The organism is Paenibacillus sambharensis, from assembly GCF_003233845.1.
GTDB lineage: Bacteria > Bacillota > Bacilli > Paenibacillales > Paenibacillaceae > Paenibacillus_I > Paenibacillus_I sambharensis.
This window is the reverse complement of the sequence record NZ_QKRB01000010.1, coordinates 94,849-120,360: the sequence shown is the minus strand read 5'-3', so window position 1 is coordinate 120,360 and position 25,512 is coordinate 94,849. Positions and strand designations below refer to the sequence as shown.

At 51.0% G+C, this 25,512-nt stretch carries 26 protein-coding genes; 4 read left to right on the top strand and 22 right to left on the bottom strand.

What is annotated here, in order from left to right:
* Positions 1-7: 7 nt before the first annotated feature.
* Together DNH61_RS01625 and DNH61_RS01620 are read right to left on the bottom strand one after the other, a co-directional pair.
* Entirely contained in the window at positions 8-1,648 is a 1,641-nt protein-coding gene (locus DNH61_RS01625; RefSeq protein ID WP_111144959.1) for a response regulator transcription factor, read from the bottom strand.
* Positions 1,641-3,476, bottom strand: a complete 1,836-nt coding sequence (locus tag DNH61_RS01620) for a sensor histidine kinase (protein WP_111144958.1) — start codon at positions 3,474-3,476, stop codon at positions 1,641-1,643. The genes DNH61_RS01625 and DNH61_RS01620 overlap by 8 nt, the downstream gene beginning before the upstream one ends.
* A 161-nt stretch (positions 3,477-3,637) precedes the next feature.
* Here DNH61_RS01620 and DNH61_RS01615 point away from each other — a divergent pair, with 161 nt between their 5' ends.
* Positions 3,638-4,525 carry a carbohydrate ABC transporter permease gene (locus DNH61_RS01615; protein ID WP_111144957.1) on the top strand — a complete coding sequence of 296 codons (888 nt, stop codon included), beginning with the start codon at positions 3,638-3,640 and terminating at the stop codon, positions 4,523-4,525.
* Positions 4,525-5,355, top strand: a complete 831-nt coding sequence (locus DNH61_RS01610) for a carbohydrate ABC transporter permease (RefSeq protein ID WP_111144956.1) — start codon at positions 4,525-4,527, stop codon at positions 5,353-5,355. The genes DNH61_RS01615 and DNH61_RS01610 overlap by 1 nt, the downstream gene beginning before the upstream one ends.
* Before the next feature lie 592 nt (positions 5,356-5,947).
* Here the strand turns inward: DNH61_RS01610 and DNH61_RS01605 are convergent.
* From DNH61_RS01605 to DNH61_RS01565, 5 genes are all read right to left on the bottom strand, one after another.
* The gene (locus DNH61_RS01605) at positions 5,948-6,439 is read right to left on the bottom strand and encodes a hypothetical protein (RefSeq protein WP_111144955.1); all 492 of its coding nucleotides are present in this window, start codon (positions 6,437-6,439) and stop codon (positions 5,948-5,950) included.
* A 1,682-nt stretch (positions 6,440-8,121) separates the two neighbouring features.
* Positions 8,122-9,774, bottom strand: coding sequence for a methyl-accepting chemotaxis protein (locus DNH61_RS01580; RefSeq protein WP_111144950.1), 1,653 nt, complete (start codon positions 9,772-9,774; stop codon positions 8,122-8,124).
* A 25-nt stretch (positions 9,775-9,799) separates the two neighbouring features.
* Entirely contained in the window at positions 9,800-10,804 is a 1,005-nt protein-coding gene (locus DNH61_RS01575; RefSeq protein WP_245947850.1) for a BMP family lipoprotein, read from the bottom strand.
* A 365-nt stretch (positions 10,805-11,169) separates the two neighbouring features.
* On the bottom strand, positions 11,170-11,805 hold the full coding sequence (locus DNH61_RS01570) for a TVP38/TMEM64 family protein (RefSeq protein WP_111144949.1): 636 nt from the start codon (positions 11,803-11,805) through the stop codon (positions 11,170-11,172).
* Positions 11,806-11,863: 58 nt separating this feature from the next.
* Positions 11,864-12,541, bottom strand: a complete 678-nt coding sequence (locus DNH61_RS01565; RefSeq protein ID WP_111144948.1) for a TIGR00266 family protein — start codon at positions 12,539-12,541, stop codon at positions 11,864-11,866.
* Between the two features lie 167 nt (positions 12,542-12,708).
* Between DNH61_RS01565 and DNH61_RS01560 the strand changes: the two genes are divergently transcribed.
* Positions 12,709-13,539, top strand: coding sequence for an alpha/beta fold hydrolase (locus DNH61_RS01560; protein WP_111144947.1), 831 nt, complete (start codon positions 12,709-12,711; stop codon positions 13,537-13,539).
* Here DNH61_RS01560 and rlmN read toward each other — a convergent pair.
* Together rlmN and greA are read right to left on the bottom strand one after the other, a co-directional pair.
* Positions 13,536-14,600 carry a dual-specificity RNA methyltransferase RlmN gene (gene rlmN / locus DNH61_RS01555; protein ID WP_111144946.1) on the bottom strand — a complete coding sequence of 355 codons (1,065 nt, stop codon included), beginning with the start codon at positions 14,598-14,600 and terminating at the stop codon, positions 13,536-13,538. The two genes, DNH61_RS01560 and rlmN, sit on opposite strands and share 4 nt — an antisense overlap.
* A gap of 54 nt (positions 14,601-14,654) precedes the next feature.
* Positions 14,655-15,125, bottom strand: a complete 471-nt coding sequence (greA, locus tag DNH61_RS01550) for a transcription elongation factor GreA (RefSeq protein ID WP_111144945.1) — start codon at positions 15,123-15,125, stop codon at positions 14,655-14,657.
* 216 nt (positions 15,126-15,341) lie between these two features.
* On the opposite strand from greA, the gene DNH61_RS01545 reads away from it, so the two are divergent.
* The gene (locus tag DNH61_RS01545) at positions 15,342-15,824 is read left to right on the top strand and encodes a hypothetical protein (protein WP_111144944.1); all 483 of its coding nucleotides are present in this window, start codon (positions 15,342-15,344) and stop codon (positions 15,822-15,824) included.
* Positions 15,825-15,955: 131 nt separating this feature from the next.
* Here the strand turns inward: DNH61_RS01545 and DNH61_RS01540 are convergent, their stop codons facing one another.
* From DNH61_RS01540 to DNH61_RS01480, 13 genes are all read right to left on the bottom strand, one after another.
* The gene (locus DNH61_RS01540; protein ID WP_111144943.1) at positions 15,956-16,297 is read right to left on the bottom strand and encodes a cupin domain-containing protein; all 342 of its coding nucleotides are present in this window, start codon (positions 16,295-16,297) and stop codon (positions 15,956-15,958) included.
* A 149-nt stretch (positions 16,298-16,446) separates the two neighbouring features.
* Positions 16,447-17,673 carry an NO-inducible flavohemoprotein gene (gene hmpA / locus DNH61_RS01535; RefSeq protein ID WP_111144942.1) on the bottom strand — a complete coding sequence of 409 codons (1,227 nt, stop codon included), beginning with the start codon at positions 17,671-17,673 and terminating at the stop codon, positions 16,447-16,449.
* A gap of 145 nt (positions 17,674-17,818) precedes the next feature.
* Positions 17,819-18,124 carry a hypothetical protein gene (locus DNH61_RS01530; protein WP_111144941.1) on the bottom strand — a complete coding sequence of 102 codons (306 nt, stop codon included), beginning with the start codon at positions 18,122-18,124 and terminating at the stop codon, positions 17,819-17,821.
* Positions 18,125-18,281: 157 nt separating this feature from the next.
* Entirely contained in the window at positions 18,282-18,506 is a 225-nt protein-coding gene (locus DNH61_RS01525) for a hypothetical protein (RefSeq protein WP_111144940.1), read from the bottom strand.
* 150 nt (positions 18,507-18,656) lie between these two features.
* Positions 18,657-18,848, bottom strand: coding sequence for a helix-turn-helix transcriptional regulator (locus DNH61_RS01520; RefSeq protein ID WP_111144939.1), 192 nt, complete (start codon positions 18,846-18,848; stop codon positions 18,657-18,659).
* Positions 18,849-19,151, bottom strand: a complete 303-nt coding sequence (locus DNH61_RS01515) for a hypothetical protein (RefSeq protein WP_111144938.1) — start codon at positions 19,149-19,151, stop codon at positions 18,849-18,851.
* Positions 19,152-19,267: 116 nt separating this feature from the next.
* Positions 19,268-19,471 (bottom strand): hypothetical protein, encoded by a 204-nt coding sequence (locus DNH61_RS01510; protein WP_111144937.1) that lies wholly within the window; start codon positions 19,469-19,471, stop codon positions 19,268-19,270.
* Between the two features lie 528 nt (positions 19,472-19,999).
* Positions 20,000-22,426 carry an ABC transporter permease gene (locus DNH61_RS01505; RefSeq protein ID WP_181438540.1) on the bottom strand — a complete coding sequence of 809 codons (2,427 nt, stop codon included), beginning with the start codon at positions 22,424-22,426 and terminating at the stop codon, positions 20,000-20,002.
* Positions 22,407-23,105 (bottom strand): ABC transporter ATP-binding protein, encoded by a 699-nt coding sequence (locus DNH61_RS01500; RefSeq protein WP_111144935.1) that lies wholly within the window; start codon positions 23,103-23,105, stop codon positions 22,407-22,409. Before DNH61_RS01500 ends, DNH61_RS01505 begins: the two co-directional genes overlap by 20 nt.
* A gap of 2 nt (positions 23,106-23,107) precedes the next feature.
* Complete coding sequence (locus DNH61_RS01495; protein WP_111144934.1) at positions 23,108-23,659, bottom strand: VanZ family protein; 552 nt, start codon at positions 23,657-23,659, stop codon at positions 23,108-23,110.
* A gap of 99 nt (positions 23,660-23,758) precedes the next feature.
* Positions 23,759-24,151 carry a hypothetical protein gene (locus DNH61_RS01490; RefSeq protein WP_111144933.1) on the bottom strand — a complete coding sequence of 131 codons (393 nt, stop codon included), beginning with the start codon at positions 24,149-24,151 and terminating at the stop codon, positions 23,759-23,761.
* A gap of 184 nt (positions 24,152-24,335) precedes the next feature.
* Positions 24,336-24,683, bottom strand: coding sequence for an IS66 family transposase (locus DNH61_RS26930; RefSeq protein ID WP_111144932.1), 348 nt, complete (start codon positions 24,681-24,683; stop codon positions 24,336-24,338).
* Between the two features lie 47 nt (positions 24,684-24,730).
* The gene (locus DNH61_RS01480; RefSeq protein ID WP_111144931.1) at positions 24,731-25,492 is read right to left on the bottom strand and encodes a PHP domain-containing protein; all 762 of its coding nucleotides are present in this window, start codon (positions 25,490-25,492) and stop codon (positions 24,731-24,733) included.
* Positions 25,493-25,512 lie beyond the last annotated feature (20 nt).

The window sequence follows — 25,512 nt, the reverse complement described above, 5'->3', positions numbered from 1 at the left end:
CTCATAATTACCGCTGCCCGGCGGTCCGGTATTCGGACGGTGAGCGGCCGAAGTAATTGCGGAATGCCTTGCTGAAATAATTCTTGTCCTTATAGCCCAGCATCTCGGATATTTCCTGAATCTTCAGCTCGGGATTGCCGAGCAGCTCTGTCGCCTTATCCATCCTGACCTTCTGCACATATTCATGAATGCCGAAGCCGTATTCCTGCTTGAACAGCTTCATCAGATACTCTCGGCTGAGATAATACTTCTCGGTAAATACCGATATCTTGATATCCTCGTAGTAGTAATCATCAATATAGGCCTTGATATCGGTGATATCAAACGGCTTGTTCACAGGCGCAGACCTGCGGATTACCGCCGAATAGTGGTCGAGCAGCCTGTGAAGAAGGTCTCCGAAGCTCTCGAAGTCCTCATAGTCCAGTCCTGGAAAATCCCTGCCCGTACCGCTGTCGCCCGGCAGCAGCCCGGGCGCTGCCCCCAGCTCCAGCGCCGCATCATTCATCAGCAGGATGAATTCCTGCATAACGCGGTCCGCATCGCTGAAGGTGAAGCGTCCGCCCCCCTTCAGCTTCCGCAGGAAATCGCCGAGCACGCCGGAGGCCTGGTTCTGATGCCCGCCTTCCAGTGCATTGCGGATCAGTGAGATGCGGCTCGCTAAAGGCTGGACCTCCCGGGCGGCTGAGCCTGGCTCATCAGGACCATCCGGACCAGCCACCAGCACCGTACCCGGTTTCAAGAGATCCAGACCTTGCAGCCCAGCCTTGGCCGCCTCATAGGAATCTGCGATTCCCAGGATATCACGGGAAGAACGTCCGATCCCCGCTGCCACACGGATGTGAAACAGATCACTCAGCGTTGCGGCCAGCTTCTTGACCAGCAGCTCCGCACGGAAGGCTGAATCCTCATTAAAGCCGCCGGGACGGGTATAGACCGCGATCATCTCCCGTTCCTGCTTCGGATTCGGGAAGCTGAAGCAGGAGAAGTCTCTTGCCGCCAGCTCGCTGACGACATTCGCCACTGCGAAATGCAGCAGCTCGGTATCCCCGTTAAACCTCGTTCGCCGCACCTGATCCGCATTCAATATCCGCAGCACCACAGCTCCGAAGTAATTATCCGTCTCATCTGCCCCGATCAGCGGCAGGAAGGCCTCGTTGGTCTGCTTCTTGAAGCTGCGGTCGATGATCGACAGGTACATCTTCTCCTTCAGCTTCGGAATGGACATGTTAAGCGTCATATTCTTCGTAATAAAATCACTCTCACTTTGCCGCTTGGCCTCCAGGATATCCACCGCCTTGCGCAGCGCCTGATTCAAATCCTGGCGGTTAACAGGCTTCAGCAGGTAATCGACGACCTTGGAGCGGATGGCCTGCCGGGTATATTCGAAATCATTATAGCCGCTGATGACGATTGTCATCAGCTCAGGATACACTTCCTCCACCCGCTGGAGAAATTCGGTCCCGCTGAACTCCGGCATTTTCATATCCACCATCACAAGATCAATCTTGTGCGCCTCCAGCATCTGGAGTCCAGCCTGACCGTCTGCCGCCTCCAGCACCTCCGTCACGCCGAGTCCTTCCCAATCGCCCAATATCCGTATCGCTTCGCGCAGCGGCTCTTCGTCGTCGATGATTAATACGCTATACATGGCTGCCGCCTCCTTGAGGAATGATCATACTCATCTCTGTTCCGTCTTCACCTGTCCGAATCTCAAGCCCCGCTTCCTCGCCATACAGCAGCTTCAGACGTGTGCTGAGATTCGTCAGGCCGATGCTCTCCCCGATCTCGCGCTCCTCCCAGCCCGAAGCGAGTGAGCGCAGCACCTCATCCAGTCTTGCAGGCGGTATTCCCGGGCCATTGTCACGAACCGAAATAACGGCCTTGCCGCTGTACAAGCGGGCCTTAATGGCGATGTTCACTGTGGTCGATACCTTCTCCAGGGCATGCTTGACCGCATTCTCTGCAAGCGTCTGTACCGACAGCTTGGGAAGCTCCAGCCCCATCAATGCCTCGTCCCAATCGGTTGTCACCTGCAGGCGCGTGCCGAATCTCGCCTTCTGAAGCGACAGGTACCGCTCAATATGCTTCAGCTCATCCCGTGCCTGCACGACATCCCGGCCGCTGATGCAGTAACGAAGCGTCTGTGCGAGCGCGTCCACCATATCAGCGATATCGAAGCGTTCATGCCTCAGCGCCTTGGTGGAGATGGCCTGCAGGGCATTATACAGAAAATGCGGATTGATTTCCGCTTCGAGCGCTTTCAGGATCGCATTCTTCTCGCTCAGCTTCATCTTGTACCGTTCATTGATCAGCTCATTCGTGTTGCGCACCATCTGGTTAAAATGCCGGGTCAGATAGGCAATCTCATCCCTGCCCGTCACGGCCGCCTCCGCATCGAAGGAGCCTGTGCTGAAACGGCTCATCTGCTGGGACAGACGCTTCAGCGGCTGGGTAATCGCATTCGAGGTATACGTCACCAGAATGATGGACAGCACGATGAAGCCCAGTCCAATCAGGATGCTCCAGTCGCGTGTCGCTGTGGCAGCCGCGTAGAGCTCCTTGTGCGGAATCGGCTTCACCAGCTTCCAGCCGCTCTGGCTGCCGACATCATACATGACGAGGTACCGCTCCTCCCCGTCCCTCCAGGTCAGCCTCCCGGCTGAATCCCCTGTAATGCCGTCTAACAAGCCGGCCTGCTTAATCCGGTTGTAATAGTCCATGTCTGCTGCATAGAACAGCCGGTTATCCTTGTCCAGGAACAGCAGCTGCTCTCCCTTGCCGAGCGGCACATCCGCCAGCATGCCGTCCAGCACCGATGAATTCAGGTAGAAGGAAATGAGAGCCTGCGGCTCCCGGGTTGGAATCGACCTCAGCACCCTATGGTAAGCCATGAAGCTGTTCTTGATATTGATTTCGTAACCGATTTCATTTTCCCCTTCGAAGAAGGACTGGAACTCGCGGCTGCCACCCTGGTCGATCATGGCGCGGAACCAGCTCTGACGGGTAATCTCGTCGCCCTCTGCCGTAAGGACCCGGAGATTGTAATTCTCCCGCGTAATATAGTAGTACTTCTGCTGCTCCACAAGGTAGAAGCAGATGACCTCCATATCCGTGCGCGAATAATAGAGCTCCCTCAGGTAGCTCTCCAGATACAGTCTCGCCGCATAGTCATGCTGCTCATTCTCGATCGAGCTGACAATCTGATCGTAGCGGATCTGAGGCAGCGACAGCTGCTCCACCCCGCTAATGAAGTCCTCCAGGTTCTGGTTCACCAGCTTCAGTGTATTCGTCGTGCCGATGATGCTGTGCTCCACGGATTCCCGCTGCAGCATCTGGTACGAGATCACGGTCAGCGAGATGACAACCAGCGTGATGATGGAGGTAAACAGCAGGACAAGCTTGTTGACAAGCCTCCTGGACAGGCGTTCCCCGGCTGACTGCACCCTGCTTCTGATCCACTTTCCTACCGCTCCCATTGCTCCCCCCTCATGGCGAACAGTTCACCTTTTTACCCCTAACTGTTTTCTATCTTCCATTTTGACGGTTCAGGGCCTGACTTATAATCATTATAGCCAAAAGCAGTTTGCCCGCCAGGGTAAATTGGATTTCCAATGACTGGATAAAGAAGAGGTGCACTATGCTGAAACTGGGGAGAAAATGGTCTGAGAAGCTCGAATTTGGCATCTTCACGCTGCCGGTTCTGATCTGTATCGCCGTCGCATTCTATATTCCATTCGCGATGACCATTCGCTATTCACTTACGAAATGGAATGGTATTTCCAAGGACCCGGCCTTCATCGGGCTGGATAATTTCAAGCAGATTTTCATGGGCGATCCGAACTTCAGCAGCTCCGCCTGGTTCACGATCAAATATGCGGTTCTGTATATCGTGCTGGTCAATGTGCTGGCGATTCTGCTGGCGCTCGTGCTCGACATGAAGCTGCGGACAACGACCTGGCTGCGGGCAGCGTTCTTCGTGCCCTATATTCTCAGCCTCGTAATTGTCGGCTTCATTTGGAAGTTTATTTTCATGCAGGGGTTCGAATCACTCGGGGCGAGTACGGGCTGGGGCATCTTCGGATGGAGCTGGCTCGGGGAGCCGGGTCTTGCCTTCGTCTCGGTCCTGCTCGTCTCGATCTGGCAGTCGATCGGCTTCTACCTGGTGATCTATATCGCCGGTCTGCAGTCCGTGCCGGATGACCTCAAGGAAGCAGCAACTGTTGACGGCGCAGGGCCGATCCGCCGCTTCTTCAGTGTCACGCTGCCGCTGCTGGCGCCTTCGATCACGATCTCCGTCTTCATGGCGCTGACGAATTCCATTAAGGTGTTCGATGTGATCCTGTCGCTCACAGGCGGCGGACCTGGAGGAACGACTTACAGCATTGCGTATGACATCTACCGGGATACGTTCCAGAACAATCTGTACGGGTATGGCACGGCCAAAGCGCTGATTCTGTTCGTTGCCGTCCTGATCATTACCGTCATTCAACTGACGATCTTCAAGCGCAGGGAGGTTGAAGCCTGATGAAACGCAGCCGTGCGGGACGACTTGTCCTAGAAATTGCTATGATTCTGCTCTCGCTTCTGTTCCTGTACCCGCTGTTCCTGGCGGTCAACAATTCCCTGAAGAGCTTCGGCGAGGTCATGACCGATGTGATTGCTCTGCCGAAGCAGCTGGCTTTCGAGAATTACTCGTATGTATGGAGCTTCATCAACTATCCGCAGCTGTTCTGGAACAACACCGTCATCACCGGACTTGGCCTGATCGGCATCATTCTCTTCTCGTCCATCGCCGCTTACAAGCTTGCACGGACCAAATCGCGGATGAGCCTGCTGCTCTACTTCCTGTGCATTATGCCAATGCTGATCCCGTTCCAGTCGATCATGCTGACCGTGCTGCAGCTGGCCAAGGGATTGCAGCTCTCTGACAGCACCTGGGGGCTTGGCATGCTGTATTGGGGCTTCGGCGCACCGCTTGCCGTCTTCATCTATCACGGCTTCGTGAAGGGCATTCCGAAGGAGATTGACGAGAGCGCCACGATTGACGGAGCCTCCGGCTTCCGGCTGTTCTTCATGGTGATTTTCCCGCTGCTGAAGTCTGTCACGACCACGATCATCATCATTGATGTGATGTGGATCTGGAACGACTTCCTGCTGCCGCTCCTGATGGTTAACGGCTCGCCGGACACGAAGACGCTGACGCTCGCCGCCTACACCTTCGTCGGCCAGTATACCTCCGACTGGCAGTACGCGATGACCGCCATGGTTATGGCCGTCCTGCCGTCCATCATCGTCTTCATCTTCCTGCAGAAGTACATCGTGAAAGGTGTCGTTGCCGGGGCTGTGAAGGGGTAGTGGCTTGACAGCGAAGGGGCTGACTATAAGTCGTGATGACTTATGGTCAGCCCCTTCTTCAATTTGGTGAACTACGTATGCTGGACAAACTGGCGTTGCGGCACCCCAACTGGCCGTGCGGCAGCCAAACTGGCGGTGTAGCACCCCACTGGCCGTGCGACCCAACTAACTGGCAGAGTGGCAACCTAACTGGTCGTTCGGCCCTCAAATATTATAACGAATCTCACACACCCTATTAGCCTCGAAAAGGCCGATTCTAATCTGTAACGAATCTGAGCAACGCTAATGTCCCAGTAATCCAGGAAATTCGGGCGTAAATCACCTAATAAGGCTGCTCAGTTTCGTTACAGCTGAGAAGGCTGCGAATAAGCAGGTTTAGCGTGTGTGAGTTTCGCTAGCCGTGTGCGGCGCGGCATTCGATTGCCCACAATTGCCCAAACAAGCCGCAACCAATCAAAAAAATAGAAAAAGGCGGCGCAGGAATAACCCCCGGCTCCGCCTTGTCTATTTTTTCTGCATTTTTTTCACCTTGTGTACTCTCCGCCCGAGTATGCTGACTTAGTTTTGGAGACAGCTTCTTAATCGGTTATCCTCAGTATTGATAATTGCTGCTGAATAAATATTTATAATACGACGAAGATCTGATCGTATTACGATCAGAAACAGGATTAGCCTCCAAGTCTTGACCCACTATAACCTTCCATGCCCCATTCTCTCGCCAAACCGGCATTTCTACTGTTACTTCTTCATCCATTTTTAACGATTGATGAGTGACATTGGCCTTATATAAGCCATTATCAATTTTCACCAAATTAGTGGCTTCAAGCCTTACAAGCCGGTCATCCATTTGTTCCATGCTCTCCCTCTGATCCATAGGATTAGGCCATCTTAGGTCTCTCGTTAATTTCAACACCGTTTCAATATCACGTTCCTTCGAGGCTCTAGCGAGGTCTTGCAGCACTGAGCGTATGATGGCTTCTTCATCTTGGGTTCCGTATGCCTCCATACCGAACGACAACTGCGTCGACACAAACACAGCCAAAGTAATCAGCAATAGCCTCTGCCACTTAACTTTATTCATCATCTTAGCCCTCCAGCATAATTCAATACGTTAATCCGTACATTCCCGTCAAATTTAAATACAATTTCATTTCACTGCAAAAGCTGAAGCCCAGCCCTGATCCCACTCAAAGTAGGTGCTGGTCCATGTGCGTATCACAGATCAGTAAACATAAAAGATTACGAAAAACAAGCCAATAAAGGGGAGTAAAATGAAGCCGTTAATAAAAATAGACAAGAGAGCATAGATTCTATTTTGTTGGTCGGATTGCTTAAATAATGCTGCTAAAGATGCCGCGAAGTTAATTATAGATACAACCCCTATAATGGAAATCAATATCGCGAATGCGGTTCCGAACCTTATATCCAAATTCAACAGCAGGGGAAGGGAAAAGGAAATGAATGCGATTGATGCAATGACAACACTTGAAACAAACGAGACCACGGCTAACGACCTGTTAACTCGTATCACAAATTGCCCCTCTCTCACAACCACAAATAATAGGGAAACAACAAGGGTTCTCACTGACCTACAAAGGGACGTTCGGCTATGCGCGGGTCTTCGACTACCTGGCTCAGGAGGGATTCGGCGTAAATGCGCAGTAGTCATCTTCATTTTTAACTTCGGGCGTTGAATTATGAATTGCGATTTCTGAGTATTCCTACAATGAATATGATTAGTAAAACTAAAACTATTGTAAGAAAGATGTAGAACCAAACTGCAGATAGATCTCCAATGAAAATGAGAACGCTCGCTGAAACGATAAGTCCGATATTTTCTTTGTTGTATTTCTTGAATTTGTCCTTAAATAATTTAAATATTAGTAGGAGTATAATGAAAACAATTATTGTATATACGATTGTTATCAACAACCGGTTAACCTCCCTCAAATAAAACAGCAATAAAAGAGGCATACATGTTCATATTCCTATATGTTTCATATTCCTCTTTTATGTTATGTACGCTAGATGCATTTCCTATGCGGCACTATTTTCTCCTGCTCCTCTTAAAATCCATAAACAGCTTAACGATCATTAGAACTGCTAGTAATGTTAGAATACAATTGGCATACCATAAGCGATCTCCCAAACGATTCACTTCCATCGTTAAGACCTTTAAGTCAGTCGAAAGACTGGAGGAGAATCTCCATACTTGGTCGTCTATCCCGCCTATTCTATTACCTATATCATGTAAAGCTTGCTTCAATTCATCTATATCCATTAGGGTCTTCCTCCTGACTGACAATTTATTAAGCTATCGTCCCAATTTAGTAAGAAGGATTATAACTCTTCTACCGTGATGAATTACTCCTTCGGAAACCAAATAGTACGAGAATTATACCTAGCAGAACAGCTGCTCCTCCGTAGAGAAGCAATGCGGTCTCTGTCGCCGGGAGGAAAAAGCCAAATATATTATGCCCCACACTACCGTCCGGACTTCTTGCGCTGAAAATATATCTGCTAACACCCTCGTAAATGAGATATAAACCGCACAACATACACAGAATTTTCACGAGCATTTTCATTCTATTTATACCTCCTAGGTCCTTAACTTAAAGACGACCACAAGAACCTTAAAGTTTAAAATTTTACACATTTATCCTGTACGGATGACGGCAGCATAGAAAACAGCGATCCCAGCCGAACATCATCGGCCAGAATCGCTGTTTTTTATAAGCTATGGTGTTATTGTCCTGCCGCCTCCACCTACAGCCGGAACCGCTGCAGCTCCTGCTGCAGCTCGCCTGCGATCTGGCGCAGCTGCTTGACCTTCTCCGCCGCGAGTGCGAAGGAGCGTCTCTGCTCCGTCGTAGAGGCAGCGATCTCCTCGCTTCCGCCTGCGGACTGCTCGGTTATCGCGCTCATGTTGGCAACCGCCTCCTGCACCTGGCTGCACATATGCTGCGAGCGGTTCATATCAGCTGTCAGCGTGTCCAGGTGTCCGGCAATCTGCTGCACCTGCTGGCTGACCTCGGTAAAGGACTGGCCGGTCAGTGCTGCGGCCTCTTCCTGCTCGCGCGACAGCTCCATGCTTCTCGCAACAGAGTCCTTCACATTCCTCATCGCCGCCGTAATGCCTTCTACCGCGCTGAAGATTTGCTTAGCCGTTACCGCTGACTGGTCCGCCAGCTTCTTCACTTCATCCGCTACAACCGCGAAGCCCTTGCCGGCCTCACCGGCACGCGCAGCTTCAATCGAGGCGTTAAGAGACAGCATAGTCGTCTGCTTCGCAATCTCGGAGACGTAGCCGGTCATCTGCGTAATTTCCTGCGCATTGGCTTCGAGCGTCTGTACGGTCTGCTCGACCTCAGACATCGCCTGGCGGTTCGCCGCGACAACGCGGAGCTGCTCCTCCATCTCACGGCTGCCCTTATCCATAATCCGGACGGCTTCACTGCTGTATGCAGCAGACTGCGCCGTTCCGGCCAGATTAGCTTCAAACAGCTGGCTCATCTCATCGACAAGCTCAACCGTAACCGCCAGGTCCTCCGCAGTCTTCTGGCTGCCGACAGCCAGCTCCTCTGTAGCCGCCGCCACCTGATTGACAATCTCCTGCATCGTATCATTATGCTGATCAATATCCTGTGCCAGACTGTCCACGCTACGGCCTGCCTGGTCCACGGAGTGGACGATGCCATGCAGGTTATTCTTCATCAGACGGAAGGAACGGCCCAGCTCGTCCAGCTCATCCTTGCCCTTCGGCTCCGCAATCTCAACCATCAGATTGCCCTCGGCTATCTGTCCGGCCGCTTCGTTCAAGCGGCGAATCCGCCCTGCAAGCTGGCGGGATACGAACACATTGTAGGCCCCTACTGCCACAACCAGCACAATCGCGCCAGCCAGAGCGATCTGCCAGGTCAACTGGATGCTGTTCTCCAGTTCCCGGGTAGACGCTTCATAACGTGCTTCAGCAAGCAGATTGAGCATGTAGAGATCATTCTGAATTCCCTGTGCCCGAATGGCCTGGCGCTTCGCTTCCGGACTGTCCTGCCCGTTTACCGCCTGCTCGGTCTCGCCCTTAAGCTTCCCAAACTTGGTCTGTATACTGGAGACCCATTCCTGCTCCTCTCCCGATGGCAATACACCGGACGCAACCTGCGTAACTAGTTCCTCTGCCTTCTGAAGCTCGTTCAGAATACTGGCCTTGTTGCTCTCGGTCATCGTAGCCGAGTAGTTGTTCAAGCCCTGGCTGATCTGCATCAGGGTGCCGTTAAGCTTCTGAATGTTAAGAAGTGTAGGTACCAGCTCTTTGTTCTGGGCATTCATATTGAGCAGCTGGAAGATAATATAAGCGACCAGCACTAGGGACGCGAGCAGTGAAATCAGCGCATTTAGCACCATTTTGCCCTGTAGTTTCATCGAGTTCTGCCTCCTTCTCCAGATCTTATGGGAGTGTGATAACGGTGCTGCCCGCTTCCAGCTTCTCCGCGAATTCGTCGTACTGCTGCTGATCCTCCGGACCGAACGGAACTACCCGAATTGGGGCTACCCCAATGGCGTTGTCCTTCAAGCCAAAGACGATCTGCTTCTCGGGAAATTGGCCGTTATTGGTCAAGAAGGTCTCGACGGCTGTCCGGATCGCCACATCGACATTCTTCATCATCGAGGTGACAACCGCCTTCTCCGCGACGAAGAACTGGTCCGTGTCCACGCCAATAGCCAGCTTATGCTGCTTCTCCGCTTCCTGAAGCGCACCTACGCCTGTAAATCCAGCCGCTGTATAAACAATATCCACATCGTCTTCACGGAACATTCTGCCGGCGATCTCCGCGCCAAGCTCAGCGTCTCCAAACGTACCTGCGTATTCAACCACCAGCTCCGCATCCGGATTAACGGCCTTCAGACCCTGCTCGAATCCCGCCTGGAATTTATGAATCAGCGGCGCATCCACACCGCCAAGGAACCCAACCTTGTCCGAGCGGGTCTTAAGCCCCGCAATCAAACCTACCAGGTAACTGCCTTCCTCCTCCTTGAATGTAATGGAGGTCACATTCGGCAGCTCGGACGTCTCATCGACAATAACGAATGGAAAATCAGGGTGCTTCTTCGCAATCGTCTCCAGGCTATCCTTTACCTGAAAGCCCAGCCCGATTACCATATCACTGTCTTGTACAAGTTCCTCAAATCCCTGATCGAAGGTACCTACCTGCTCCAGCTCCCGGTAGTCGAATACGATTCCGAGCTCATCTCGGGCTGACACCAGCCCGGCAAATGCCGCGTCACTGTAAGACTGGTCTCCAAGCCCCACATCAGACAGCATAACGCCGACATGAACCCGCTTGTCCTCCGTCATGCCTGTGTTACTGCCGCAGCCCGCCAGTATTGATATGACCAGTACTGCTATAAGCCACCGCAAAACCATTCGCCTGCTTACCGGCTTTCTCATCATCCTTGCTCACTCCTATAATAATTTGTGTCTATATACATGAAGCTACATTAGTTATGTATCGGTTCTTAAGTCCTATTAATAGAGGTTTATTGCAAACAAAATACATATTATTAACAATCCATAATAATCCCGGCACCATCAACAATTGCGGGCAGCGCATTCATTTACAAATAGGTATAATGGAGGCAAAAATCATCTTCGTCACGCGATACTACCCTCCTCCGGGTCGCCATCATAAGCACGCCCTGCTTCCTGTATCTGATCATTAAGGCCTACTACAAGGTCCGTGTTAACAGACAGCAGAAGAGCCGGTCCAATCGTGACAGGCACGACTGAACCGGCTCTTCTTATACTTTCACTTCTATTTAGTCAGGACTGGATTTCACCAGCCCCTGCCGCCTTCTCCACAGCCGGTGAAGCCACCAGGTCAGTGCGAAGAACGCGGCATACCCGGCAATAATGGCTGCAATCTGTGCCGGCCGGTTGGCAATGCTGTCGCCAACAACGGCGAACAGCACCATAGGCGGGATTTTGCCTAATGAGGATGCGATGGCATAGACTGCGAACGGCACCCGGCTGAGCGCCGAGTATACATTCGTCACAATCGATGGTATGAACGGGACAAGGCGGGCGAATACGATCGTAAGGAATGCGCTCCTCTCGAACATCTCCGTCAGCTTGTCCAGGCTTCTATAGCGCCTCAGCAGCCTGCTTCCCCATTCCTGGTAGCCGTAGCGAACGAACAGGAACATGAGTATCGAAGCTGCCGCTGAACCAATCCAAGTAATCAGACCGCCGATTGCCGGACCGAAGGCAGCGCCGATAGCACCGCCTACGATCGGGTAGGGTATGACCGGAAACAAGGCAAGAATGGTTGCCAACGCCGTAACCAGCAGGGTGCTGTCCGAATCATTCAGCCAAGCCATCATCGAAGCGCCATACCGGAAGATCAGATAAGTGGCGCCCGCATACAATAGGGCAATACCTGTCTTTTTATACATGATGTACGCTCCTGTATCCGTTATTGGTTGCCGGCCTGGCTGCCGCGCATCCGGTCTGCTATCTTGCCGGGATAAACTGCTTGATCCAGCTGCCGAAGCCTGCCGGGTTGCGGCTCTGCACAAGCACGACGCCCTCGCCCCGGAAGCGGCAGACCAGCGCCTCACCGCTCGTGAAGCTGGACAGCCACCCGGCTGACGCCTTCTCTATCTTGTAATCCATATAGCTCGGCCAGGCAACCAGATGGGAGTTATCGATAATAACCTCTTCACCCGGCCCCAGGTTAATGGCATGGATCGCGCCGTAGGAGGACAGGAACACCGTTCCCCTGCCGCCAATCTCAATAATGAAGAAGCCTTCGCCCGAGAACAGGCCCTTCACGAGATTTTGCATCTTGGTGTTGATCTCTATTCCTGCCGTTCCGGCAAGGAAGCCATCCTTCTGGACATTCAGTTTATAAGACCCGTCCAGTTCAATCGCCTGAACATCGCCAAGCGTGGCCGGAGCAAGCAAAACCTCAGCCGGTCCTCTGGCTGCCTTCAGCTCCTGGAAGAAGAACTTCTCGCCGCTCAGCACGCGGCCTATCCCCCGCATTATCCCGCCTTCCATCGTACCTTTCAGATCAACCGTCGGCGACATGGATACCATGGCGCCCATCTCGGCTTTGACCAGCTCGCCCCGCTCCAGATTGACCTGCAGCATCGCAAACGCGCCTTCCTGCACAACTTTGTAGTTCATCGCTTCTCCCAGCCCTTCATCAGATACTGTACTTGTACCCTATTATACAGGTCGCCGACACCCCGTGAAATGCAGAATTGACCGAGGCATAATAGCTGCAGCCTTATGAATATGCATATTAGGTGTGTTGGTGAACCGGAGACCTGCATCTTACGGGGAGGAAAATCATGTATATCGAAGTGGAGCAAGGGGTGCGCCTCTTCGTCCGGGACCTGAACCCCGGCGAGGGCAGCCGCCCTGTCGTATTTGTTCATGGATGGCCGGTTAATCACCGGATGTTCGAGTATCAGTTCAATGTGCTGCCCCATTACGGATACCGCTGTATCGGCCTGGACCTTCGCGGCTTCGGCCAATCGGATAAGCCTTGGCACGGCTATTCCTATAACCGGATGGCCGATGATATCCACAAGGTCATCGAGGCGCTAGAGCTGCATGATGCTGTCCTTGTCGGCTTCTCCGTTGGAGGAGCTATATCCATCCGTTATATGGCGCGCCACGGCGGGGCACGCATCGCGCGTCTCGCACTGGTTAATGCTGCCGCCCCGCTGTTCACCCAGCGGCCCGATTATCCATATGGCCTTCCTATTCAGCAGGTGGATGGGCTGATCCGCCAAACGAGCAATAACCGGCCAGCTATGCTGACCGGCCTATGGGATCAATTTTTTAACCGGAACATTGGGGAACCCCTTATCCACTGGTTCCAGCAGCTGGGGCTGGAAGCGGACTCCCATGCCACAATTGAATGCCTGCTCTCGCTTCGGAACGAGGATCTCCGCCATGACCTGCGCAGCATCCGGATTCCTTGTGCGGTATACTACGGCGTCCACGACCAGATTGTCCCCTACCCGAGCGCCCGGGTACTGCAGCAGGGCATCGCAGGCTCGCGGATCTATCCGTTCCACAACAGCGGCCATGGGCTTGTTGTAGAAGAGAAGGAGGCGTTCAATACCGCCCTGCTCGACTTCCTGCACGAGGACGATCCGCCGGTATCCGGCTAGTTGGCCGTCTGCTTGATCTGCTTGCTACGCAGCTGGCCGCAGGCCGCATCAATATCGGCCCCATGCTCCAGGCGGACGCTGACATTGATGCCCTGCTTCTTCAAGACGTCATAGAACGCCCGAACCGCTTCCTGCTCGCTCCGCTGATATTGGCTGTGCTCATCCACCGGGTTGTAGGGGATCAGGTTAACGGCAGCCATCTGCTTCCGGTCCCCGACCAGCCCGGCGAGCTCCAGCGCATGCTCAGGGTGATCGTTCACATCCTTGAGCAGGATGTATTCCAGCACGATCCGCCTGTTCGTCTTCTCGAGATAATAATCAATGGCTTCCATCAGCTTGGCGATCGGAATCGCCTTGTTGATCTTCATAATCCGGGTGCGCAGCTCATCATTAGGCGCATGCAGGGAGACGGCGAGGTTGACGTTCAGGTCGCTATCGGCAAACTCGCGGATTTTGCCCGCCAGGCCGCTCGTTGATACCGTAATATGCCTCGGCCCGATTGCTAGCCCCTTGTGATCCTTGACCACGCGCAGGAAATCGGCCATATTCTCATAGTTGTCGAACGGCTCGCCGATTCCCATGACAACGATGTGGCTAACCCTCTCCTCATTGCCTGCACGATCCAGATACAGCTGCACCTTCATAATCTGCTCCACAATTTCGCCTGCGCTAAGGTCCCGGCTCTTGGCCAGCAGGCCGCTGGCGCAGAAGCTGCAGCCGATATTGCAGCCCACCTGTGTCGTAACACAGACGGACAGGCCGAACTTATGGCGCATCATGACCGTTTCAATCAGATTGCCGTCTCGCAGCCGGAACAGGAACTTGACGGTTCCATCCGCTGATTCCTGCTTGATATGCTCTTCCAGTGTCTGAATGGCAAAATGCCCGGCAAGCAGCTCCCTGCTGGCGGGATTCACGCCTGACATGGCCTCATAATCCGTTACGCGCTGCCGGTAGAGAGCATCCCACACCTGAACAGCGCGGGATCTCTTGTGTCCCTGGCCCTCGAACCAATCGCCCATCTGTTCTAATGTTAATCCGTATATCGATTCGTTCTTCATTCTATCCTCTCTTCTGTCCGGTTCATTCTCCTGGAGAAAGTGTCCGGGGTACTGCTAGCCCTTGATCTCCAGCAGCTTATATTCAATGACGCCCACCGGCGCATTAACGCTTACTTTGTCCCCGACCTTCTTGCCAAGCAGCTCCTTGCCGAGCGGACTCTCGTAGGAGATGCGGTTATCCGCCACATTCGCTTCCGCCGGGCCTACCAGGGTATATTCAATCTTCTCGTCGAACTCGATGTCGTGGAGAACGACTATCGAACCTACGCCGACGATTTCCTTGCCTGTACTCTCCACAACCTTGGCTGTACGCAGCATGCGCTCCAGCGTAAGGATGCGCGTCTCCATGAACGCCTGATCATCCTTGGCAGAATGGTATTCACTGTTCTCCTTCAGATCGCCGTAGCTGATCGCCGTCTTCAGACGTTCGGCCAGCTCTTTGCGCCTGGGGCCCTTGAGCTCTTCGAGCTCCTCTTCAATCTTGGCAAGCCCCTCCGGGGTTAATATCGTCTCATTGCCTTCCATCTGTTCCCACTCCTGTCTTATTACTGTACTTGTAGTATAACCGATTTAAAGGGTGGAACTATTCATTTATACCACGGAATTGTAATAAAATGCACAACCCCCGCGAAATAAGTCCAACCATATCTGTCGGAATTGAATTGACGCTCACCAGAATGCGTAGTCTCATTTCTTGGATGGCCTTACCATCATACTATATTAAAGGCGGTGTGACATCCTGTGAACACCAAGATATCGGTCATCAGCCTTTACTTGGTCATCATTTATTGGCTGTCCATGCACGTGCCGATGCTAAAACCACTATTCTATCCGACGCTCGGAACCTTAAGCTATGTACTCGCTACGCGCCAGCTAACCATCCGGGAGTCGGCGTCGATTATGACAGGCGCGGTCGCAGCATCGCTGCTCGGGACCGGATTTCACTACTGGCTGCCGGAAACTGTCGCTATCCTTGCAACGTTCCTGCTCAGCGTGCTCATGATTCAGCGCTTCCGCCTCAACGCGCCGCCGATTCTAGCTATAGCCTTGATTCCGTATTTCGCACCGCCGACCTCGCTTTGGACGGGGCCGCTGGCCGTGTTCGTATCCCTGGCTGTTCTACTGCTGACCCTTCACCTGGCTGAGCTCGCCATGAGCTTGTGGAAATCTCCCCGTGTGGAGGCTCAAAGTCAGGCTGAGCAGATCTACCGGCAGGGCATGTAGATATGCAGGTTACAGCATGCAGGGTCACTTATGGAACACATCTGGACGAAAAAAAGGATCGCAGCTTGTGCAGCAGATCATTCCGATCTGCCGCAGCTAAGCTGCGATCCTTGCTGTACATGGAGCTAAATCTAAATATTTTTCGCGTATTCCTCGCTCGGTGTCTTGGTAAGCACCACATGCAGACTTACATTGGCCTGACTGCTGTTCGTGAAGGCAAACTGCTCCTGTCCCCCGCAGTGAACGATATCGCCCTGTTCAACCGCTGTATCTTGACCATCCACCTGCATCGTACCGCTGCCTTCGAGCACGGTTATGAAGACCTCCGTACCTGGATGAGCATGCACAGGCAGGGACTGTCCGGGCATAAAGTTCAGGATAAATACGACGCTGCCGCCCTTCTGGAACAGCACCCGCTTCGTAAACCGTTCCGTGCTGAATTCCTGTGCAGCTAAGATCGGCTTCTTCTCCATCTTGATCAGCCTCCTGATGTTTGACCTCTAGCCTTATTGTAGCTCAGCCTCTACTTGCCTTTGTGACAGGGCGCACACTTACGGCAACCGCCATCGTTCGGACACATGGCCATGGCCGCAGCAGCTGCGGCAGCAGAATTAAGAGAAGCTTAACGGCTCTCCAGGCTGCCCGCAGGCCCGAAAAATTCATAGTGGATATCCGATTCCGCGACGCCCATCTTCCTCAGGCTGTGATTGACCACGCTCATGAACGCAAGCGGACCGCAGAAATAAAATACCGCCTTGGCGGCATCCGGCACAACGGTCTGCAGCCACTGCTGGTCAATATAGCCTTCCTTGTGGTAGGCCTGCGCGGCTCTGTCTTCCTCACCAGGCTGCTCGTAGCAGAAGTAAGCCGATACCTGCGGATGCTTCCCCGCTGTTTCCAGCACCTGCTGCTTCAGTGCATGAACCGTTCCGTTTACAGCCGCATGAATGAACGTTACCGGCCGCTCCGGTGTACGCTGAACCAGCGTGTTCAGCATGCTGACCATCGGCGTCAAGCCGACCCCTCCGCTGATGAGAACCACAGGACGCGTATCCTGCTCGTCAAGCACGAAATCTCCTGCCGGAGCAGACAGCCACACGGTGTCCCCTTCCTTCACCTGCTCATGCAGGTAAGCCGATACTTTTCCGGCAGGCCGCGAGTCCGCGCCGTCTTCCCGCTTAACCGAGATCCGGTAGTATGGATTATGCGGGGCATCGGACAAGCTGTACTGGCGGATATGGGTGTAGGCTTCTCCGGGAATCTCCAGCTTGATGCTGACATATTGCCCCGGCTGGAAGTCCGCCACAGGGCCGCCGTCCACCGGCACCAGATAGAAGGACGTGATAACCTCGCTCTCCTTCTCCTTCAGCTGCACGCGGAATGCCCGGAAGCCCTCCCAGCCTCCTGGCTGATGCTCCGCTTCGCTGTACATTTCCTCCTCTACCTGAATGAAGACACCCGCGATTACGCCATAGGCTTCCTTCCAGGCCTGCAGTATTTCCGGTGTGGCGGCTTCGCCCAGCACGTCCTTGATCGCCTTAAGCAGATGCTCTCCGACGATGGGATAATGCTCCGGCTTCACGCCTAGGCTGCGGTGCTTATGGGCGATCTGCTTCACAACAGGCAGTATAGCCGGAAGCTGGTCAATGTGGACAGCGGCTGCGTACACGGCGTTAGCCAGTGCCGTCTGCTGGCGTCCCTGCTTCTGGTTTGCGTGATTGAAGATATTCAATAGTTCCGGGTGACTGGTAAACATCATCTGATAAAACCGCTTCGTAATTTCGACTCCCGCCGTCTCCAGCACTGGGACGGTGGACTTGATAATGCGGATCGTTTGTTCGCTTAACATATGACATTCCTCACTCCCTACAGTAGTGGATAGGGAGAGTGTATCGGATACAGCCAGGCTCATTTGTGATTAAGCTCACATTTCACGCATGACAAATTGGCAAAACTGTGACCTCGTCAAGAACCAGGCTCAATGCTGCTGTCATCTACGATTGCCGCTTCGCTAACCAGCCTCCCGCCGCCAAAGCCATCAACAAGACCAGCAGATAGATCCACAGTATATCTACAGGCACGGTCTCACGCTGCATGAAAGTCAGGACCGCAAGGCCAACAGCACCTGCGCCCAGTATAATGGCGATGATTCGCAGCAGGTACAGCCGCAGCAGCTGCTTTGTCTTTTCATCCGCTTCGTGTAATCCGCCACCCCCTGCATTTTTCCGCCAGAGAAACAGCACCATAAGAAGAGCTGCAGTCAAGGCAGCCGCCATCACAAGATAATCTGTTGTATTCATCTCAATCTCCTCCCTCGTATGATTTCCTATGCAGCATCCCGTTCTACGCAGCCCCTTTTCCCCTACCATTAACCATCCGTTATCCAATCCTTAACTGAATTTACAATTACGTCATAAAAAAAGGCGTCATCCCTCTTCGGGACAACGCCTCTTCGTCTTATTCATACTTCTCCAGTTCTTCCTGCAGCTGCTTGGAACGCTTCGCATTCCCCTCCGCAAAGTTGTACAGCCGGGTCTTCAGCCCATTGTCGTGGTGAATTCGTTCGGCCAATATCGTATAGGAGCGCAGCATTTCCGTCTCATCCTCCAGATACTGCTCCAGAAGAGCCTTCGTCTCCTCAGGCGTCACGCCGCATTCCTGTCCGTTCTGATCACAATCCATATGTCCTCCTGTCCGGGATTTCCCTGTGTGTGCGATATCATCCCCTGCTTTACCTATATTGGTCAACGTCCCCTTGTTGTATACCGCAGTATAGGCGTGAAGGCTGCTGCATTATACAGTATTACACAGCATTACACCAGGGCACTTGGATCATGAACGGACGAAAAGCTCATCCACTGTGGTATTCAGTATAGAGGCTATGTCAAACGCTAATTGTAAAGTAGGGTCGTATTTATCATTTTCAATTGCATTTATGGTCTGTCTGGTTACCTTACAGAGTTTAGCCAGTTCTTCCTGGGATAAATTAGCTGATTTTCTTAGCTCCTTAATATGATTCTTCATTTAACCACCATATTTGTTCCGGTAAATGAGTAAAGTCACCACATATATAACTGAAATCACTGTCAGAAACATAATCGGTGAAATTCCAATACCGCTATAAGAAGTGTTCTCCTGAACCGTTAGATAAATTGACTCTGCAACCTCCAGGATCAGCATACCTACAACTGCGATAAATGCGTATGATTGAGCCTTCGTGTTGATGAACCTCCTTCTTTCATCACCCTTTTGAAAAAGGGGCGCAATAAAAATCAGAATCCCGCAAACTAACAATACGACTGAATACACAAGTTTAACCCAATCCATCTTTAGCTTCCTCCTCGTTGAAAATGTAAAAAGTATTTTACACTTGTTATTGTAGCATCTGCTTCCAAAATGTCAAATTCTTTTTACATCAGAAGTTGGTTGCCGGCATTACCGCCTCATGTATTAAGCCAGTTGGCTGAATATAAAAAGGCGCTATCCCGCTTCGGAATAACACCTTGCCTTCTTATTCGTACTTCTGCAGTTCTTCCTGCTGATGCTTGGAACTCTTCGCTTTCCCCTCCGCAAAGTTGTACAGCCGGGTCTTCAACCCATTTATCATAGTGTATTCGTTTGGCCAGTATCGTGTAGGGTTGCATCATTCCCGTCTCATCCTCCAGATACTACTCCAGAAGAGCCTTCGCCCCCTCTGGCGTCACGCCGCATTCCTGTCCGTTCTGATCACAACCCTATGTCCTTCTGTCCGGAATTTCCCTGTGTGTGCGTTATCATCCCCTGCTTTACCTAATGTCAACGTCCCCTTGTTGTATACCGCAGGCACAGACTCAAAGGCTCACGCATTACACCAGGGCACCTGGATCATGAAAAACTGCATAGTTCACACTTTTTGTACGTAAACCATCTAATCCTGTTAATACTTGTCCCAGTAAAGCTTCATTCTCTTCCCTGATATTTAAGCTAGGATAATACAAGTGATTCCCACCTTATTTCTAGTTTGTTCACATTAATAGAATCTAACATGGCCCAATAACAATCGTTCTACTTCGGACGCATTCCTCCATCAGTACCAGTGTCCTTTGTTCGAGGCACTTTTTCCCTACATAAAATAGGCGGCACCAAAAAAAACCGTGACATTCTGCTTTATGATATCGGAAAGTGCAAGGTAGTATTCATTCTTCGATCCGGAGCTTTGCCGCAATCGCCTCCCGCCCGATACGACGCTTCACCAGCAGAGATATTCCGATTATGAAGGTCAACACGGCTGACAGCACTAGAACGAAGATACGCATATAAACAATGGTAGGATGCGACAGGTTATTGGTTAGCAGCATAAGCGCATAGAACCCGGCACTAATCAATGCAGCGAGCATGAAGTAAGCGAGCATCTCTACAAGCAAGCAGCTGTGAATATGGATGAGCCGCATGCCGAGTGACCGGTAGATGCCCCAATATCTGCGATGCTGTTGGTATTTCCCGTACATTACGATGGCTAGACACAGAAGCGATAAAATCAAAGCCGTATAGAAGGTAACAGCGCCCAACCGATAAATAATGGATGACATTCGAGCCGAATTCTGTAAGAGATCCGGGACGTGTTGAAACAATCCACCAGGTGTACCTGCTGCAAGTGCATAAACCTGATCGTAGATCTGTTGTTTCTCAGCGACAGTTAATCGTTCTTTCGTGTAAATACTTAAATCCCGATATCCTCGTGTTATACCTTGTTCCAACGCGTACGCTTCATCCAGCACAATGGTAATTTCATCATGGGTGATAGTATAATGATCCGTTGATTCCTGGTACGGCTCCCCCCTAACCTGGGCAATGAGGAAATTCCAGCTTCCCCCACTAGGATTCCCGTCCTCGTCTAACACCGACTTGGAGAGCTTAAGGGTACTGCCTGTCAGTTTTTCGCACTCTTCCACCGGCATCCCCTGAATGTACAACATAACGGACGGAACTTCCGCATCTTCAGGACTTGGGCTGCCTTTTACAGGTTGGCGGAGCATATAGCGGACATTGGGAAGGATAACTTCCTCCTGGTACGTAACCGAAGTGCCTTCTTGATGATTCATTGACGAACTATATTTAGCAATCCAGTCCTGTAAAGAAGGCGTCATAGTATGCCGTTGGATGGAGAGCCTGACATCCTGCATGGACGGCTCTTTGATCACGAGAGCAACCCCATTCAATGCTTCAAGCCGTTTCACTTCATCAGGTGAATAGGTCAAATCTTGGGACAGCAGCACTGTATGGCCATCAATCGTCGTTGAGTAGATGGTTTCCTGGGCCGACAAGTAATAATCAATGTCGGTTGCGCCTATCCCAGCTGCTTCTCTGGCAAATACGTTGGCAAATAGTAATACGATAATTGCTACCGTAATAGTCATGAACGAAAGAAATGTCTGCTGAGGATAAACGGCCATCTGACGCAACAATTGCTTAAAACGGAATGATCGGATCGCTGCAATCCAGCCGTGAGCTAGGGAGCTACCGCTTGTTCCAGCCGCAAGCATCTCCTTCATACTCTTATCCCTGTGCTGCCAAATGGCAAAGCAGGAGGAACTGACCATGAACACGTACAGCAAGCTAACCCACAGCAGAGTGCTTCTGAAGGAATCCGAGAAATGACCCGTGATTAGGTTGCCGGTGTAAATGCCTTTTAACATAAACGATTGGAGCAGCAGCGTTAGTGGTACAGCTAATCCTGCGCCGATGAAGTAGATAAAGGTTGTTTGCAGCAGGCCAAGCTTATACAGATGTCCTGTCGTACCTCCCAGAGATTTTAGAACTGCATATTTCAGGTGGCGTTTGGCCTGATAGAATGTTTGCAGGGTTACAATGCTTAATAATGAAATGATGAGAACGGCTGTCTGCATGAATACAGAAGTTATGGCTAGAGGGCCCAAATCTCTCAGACCATTTTGGAACAAGTGATCGTTAATAAAACCATGCCTGTCATACGTATTAATCAACTGATAGGCCTTGGTCTCATTGATTTTCGGGGATTCCCCTTGATTATAAGGGATAAGCCAATGGCTGGTTGTGTTCGATTGTGCCCATACTGAAGATACGAACAAATTTGGAAATGTTGTCTTCCTCGTATCGACAGACCATCTGGCCGAGTAATTGTCAACAATTCCTGTAAGCTGCAGTAACCGGGGCTCACCATCAATTATCAGCTGTTTGGCAGTTCCAACTTGCCAGTCTGCATCGAGAAGAGCAAGGTAATGACGTTCAATTGCGACCTCGCTGTCGGTAACCGGCAACCGCCCGGTCGTTAGCTTTAGATGTCCGAGATCCATATATTCACTGTTTACCCAACCAATTGCGGCTGTCCGGCTTTCCGAAACTTGAATTGAGCCTGTTAGAACAAATTGCCCATATGAATCATCGGCCTGTTCCTTTGGCTTGTCTAGTAAAACACAGGAAAATTGCCCATATTGTTCGATGGCCGTCCGAGTAATTTCACCCTGAATCATTCGTGAAGAAGAAAGAATTGTCGTAACTGAAGTTAGAACTACGGCAAAGCTGATGACCATGGTGAGGAACCATTTCTTCCTCGCCATGAGCAGCTTAAATGCCAAGGGAACCATTGCATACCTCCATCGCCCCGACATGCCCGTCTCGAATGTTTAGCTGGATATGCTCGCTATAGATCAGGTTGTCCTCGTGAGTGACCAAAACGAGGGTCGCCTGACGACTCTTTACGGTTTTAACAAGCAAATCCGCCACCATTCGGCTGGCAGCCGAATCTAGGTTGCCGGTTGGTTCATCCGCGAAAATCATATCCGGGGACGTTATTAAGGCTCGGGCAATCGCCACTCGCTGCTGTTCACCGCCGGATAGCTCATAGGTTCTACGATGTAGCAGCGAGCCGATTTTCATCTCCTCAGCTACAGTAGAGATTGCAGAGGAGGTAATTATACAGTTCCGGTTGAAAAAGCGAGGTAGCTCGATGTTTTCATATGCCGTAAGCTCCGGAATTAAATTGAAAGATTGAAACACAAACCCAAAATTCTTGTTGCGTATTGCAGACTGTTCCCGGTCAGACAGGTCGTAGAACGACTTCCCATTGTAATAGACGCTCCCGGTACTCGGTTTATCCATACCGCCAAGCAGATTCAACAGCGTCGTTTTTCCTGAGCCACTCCTCCCCTTAATCACATAAGTCCTACCTTTCTCCAGAGTTAGGGAGCAGAGAGCCAATTCCGGTGTGTTGCTTGCCGGGTGATACTTTTTGCTGATTCCGGTTGCTTTCAATAGAGCAGTCATAGCTATAGTCCTTTTCTCGAATTATTTAAATATCCCGCAGTATTTAATCTCAAGCTTAATATCTTGGCTATATAGTAACCGGCAGCAGAGCCAGTTGTATTCAAAATAACATCATCTATGTCAACTGAGCGAGAGCCCAAACCGAGCTTGAATAGTAGATACTGACCAAGCTCTATTGTAACTGAGAAGATGAAAAAACAAACAATAGCCTTTATATCCTTAAAAGGACGGAAGATAAAGACGGCGTAGAAACCTAAGGGAAGGGTAATCAGTATATTTCCAATTATATTTTGTAGAGCTATAAATTTAGAATTAAAACCGATATAGTCTATAATAGTCTTTAATGGGATAAAGTTATATTGAAGTTGTTCGTTGTGCCCACTCCCCCTTATCCACACAATAAAAATTAAAGAAAAAAGATATATGTAGAAGCTAGTCAAAAACAACTCTCTCATGAAGTTTATCTTAGCCTTTCTGATATAGAAAAGCCTTATGAAAACATATATTAAAAGTAGCGGGAAAACAAAAGTACTCATGTCATACAAGATTGCCATATTACCCTCCAACGAGTTCCTTTTAATCTTGATATATAAAAATGAAGTAATTGCATCCAAGGAAACCCACTTTAGCAGGTTTTCTTGGATGCACCATAATTACTGGTTAATAGTCCCAGAGCCTATAATTTTATCTGCCTTACCACCATTTTTTGTCACATTAATGGTATAATCGCCAGCACTTATTGTACCAAATTGTTTAGTCACAGATACGTTGTCAGCAACTAAATTTGAAATGGTATAGTAGGTGGTCCAATTTTTATAGAGTTGGACAGAGTAAGCATCTTTATCTGGGTGTATATTTCCGCTATGATAGTAAGATTGAGCTGACACAGTTGTAGACGTAGATTTGCTTGCTAAAGAATGCTTGGTCGTTCCCGAAACTTGATAACCGATGTCGAAAGTATAACTTCCGCTGTAAGCAGAGACAGAGACTGCGCCGACCAGGACTGATGAGAAAACTGCTGCAGCTACTACTTTTTTGAGTTTCAAAACTAAAACCTCCATTTATGGAATATATTAACTACCAATCTAGTATGTATTAGGACGTTCCATATGTCAACTAGTTTTGTATTTTTAAGTAGATTTGTTGTGTCCGCGGGTCCGCTACAAAGGTCTTTCCCTAGCTAACTGGTTACTACTTAGGTTTAGCTAAAGCGTATATTGCCTGATGGTGTTAAACTAACGAAGTCAGCATATCCCGTTTCTGCTTGGGTATCATGGCGACTACACTCCGCATGCGAGCAAATTGCTTCGCACCGTTCTCTGTGCGGAAACAGCCTGATGCCTTTTGTTTGACCTTCACCATTCGTAAGTCTTTCTCAGCCTGGTTGTTGTCAAATGGAATATGGGCATCGTAAAGAAACCGGAGGATCGCCGGTTTGTCCTTGACTACACCGGACCCGGAACTCACCGTGGTCACCCGAATGGATGTTAATCTGCGGCCCGATGACCTCCAACAGCAGTGGAGATACAGTTTTTCAGGCACCGAAATCACGTTAGATAAACCAGTCAGCTTCCACATGAACAGCAGCTTAAAGGTACAAGACTGGCTCTCTGCGGATTAACGCCTTACTCCGCTACCTGCATCTCCTTCTTGAGCAGCTTCTTCAGCTGGGCCGCGGACTTGACCTTCACATCCAGGCACGGGGAAATGCTGATCTTATAGTGGCCGCCCGCTATGGCCTGCTTCAGGTCATCCACGGTGTGGCACGCTTCGGTCAGCTCATTCACAATGCAGCCGTACTGCAGATGCTGGTGGGTGTCACTGCCGCCTACCACGGGCTTGCCGAGCCTCGCCGCAAAGTCATAGATCCGCTTGCTGTATGCTTCCACGCCCTGCGCATGCAGATCCTTGCCGTTCAGATCGAAGGCATCCAGCCTGCGCAGCTCCTCCTCGGGGAGATGATGCAGCGGTGTGCCCTCACGGAATGGATGCGCTCCGATTTTCAGCACATTATACTGCTCCGCCAGATCCAGAAGCTCCCGGAACGGGATAAAAGCGTTCTCCTCCGTATGGCCGCTCAGCCTCGACCGCATCGCAACGATATCCGCCCGGTCCCCGATGATCAGAATGTGGCCCGTCTCCTGAATATCGACCTCGATACCGGGAAACAGCCGTACGCCTTCGACCTCGTAATAGCCATAGCGGTAGGGATAATGCCGGTCCAGCGTCTCGTAAATCTCTTCAAATACCAGCGTATTAAAATGCTCGGTTATCGCCAGGGCGTCCAGCCCATTAGCCTTCGCCTCGCGAATCATCTCCTCGAAATAGTTCCGGTCAAAGCGTGTTTTCTTCGACAGCTTAATATGGGTGTGAAAATCAATAATCATGGCAGTCTCCTTGTTCTCTA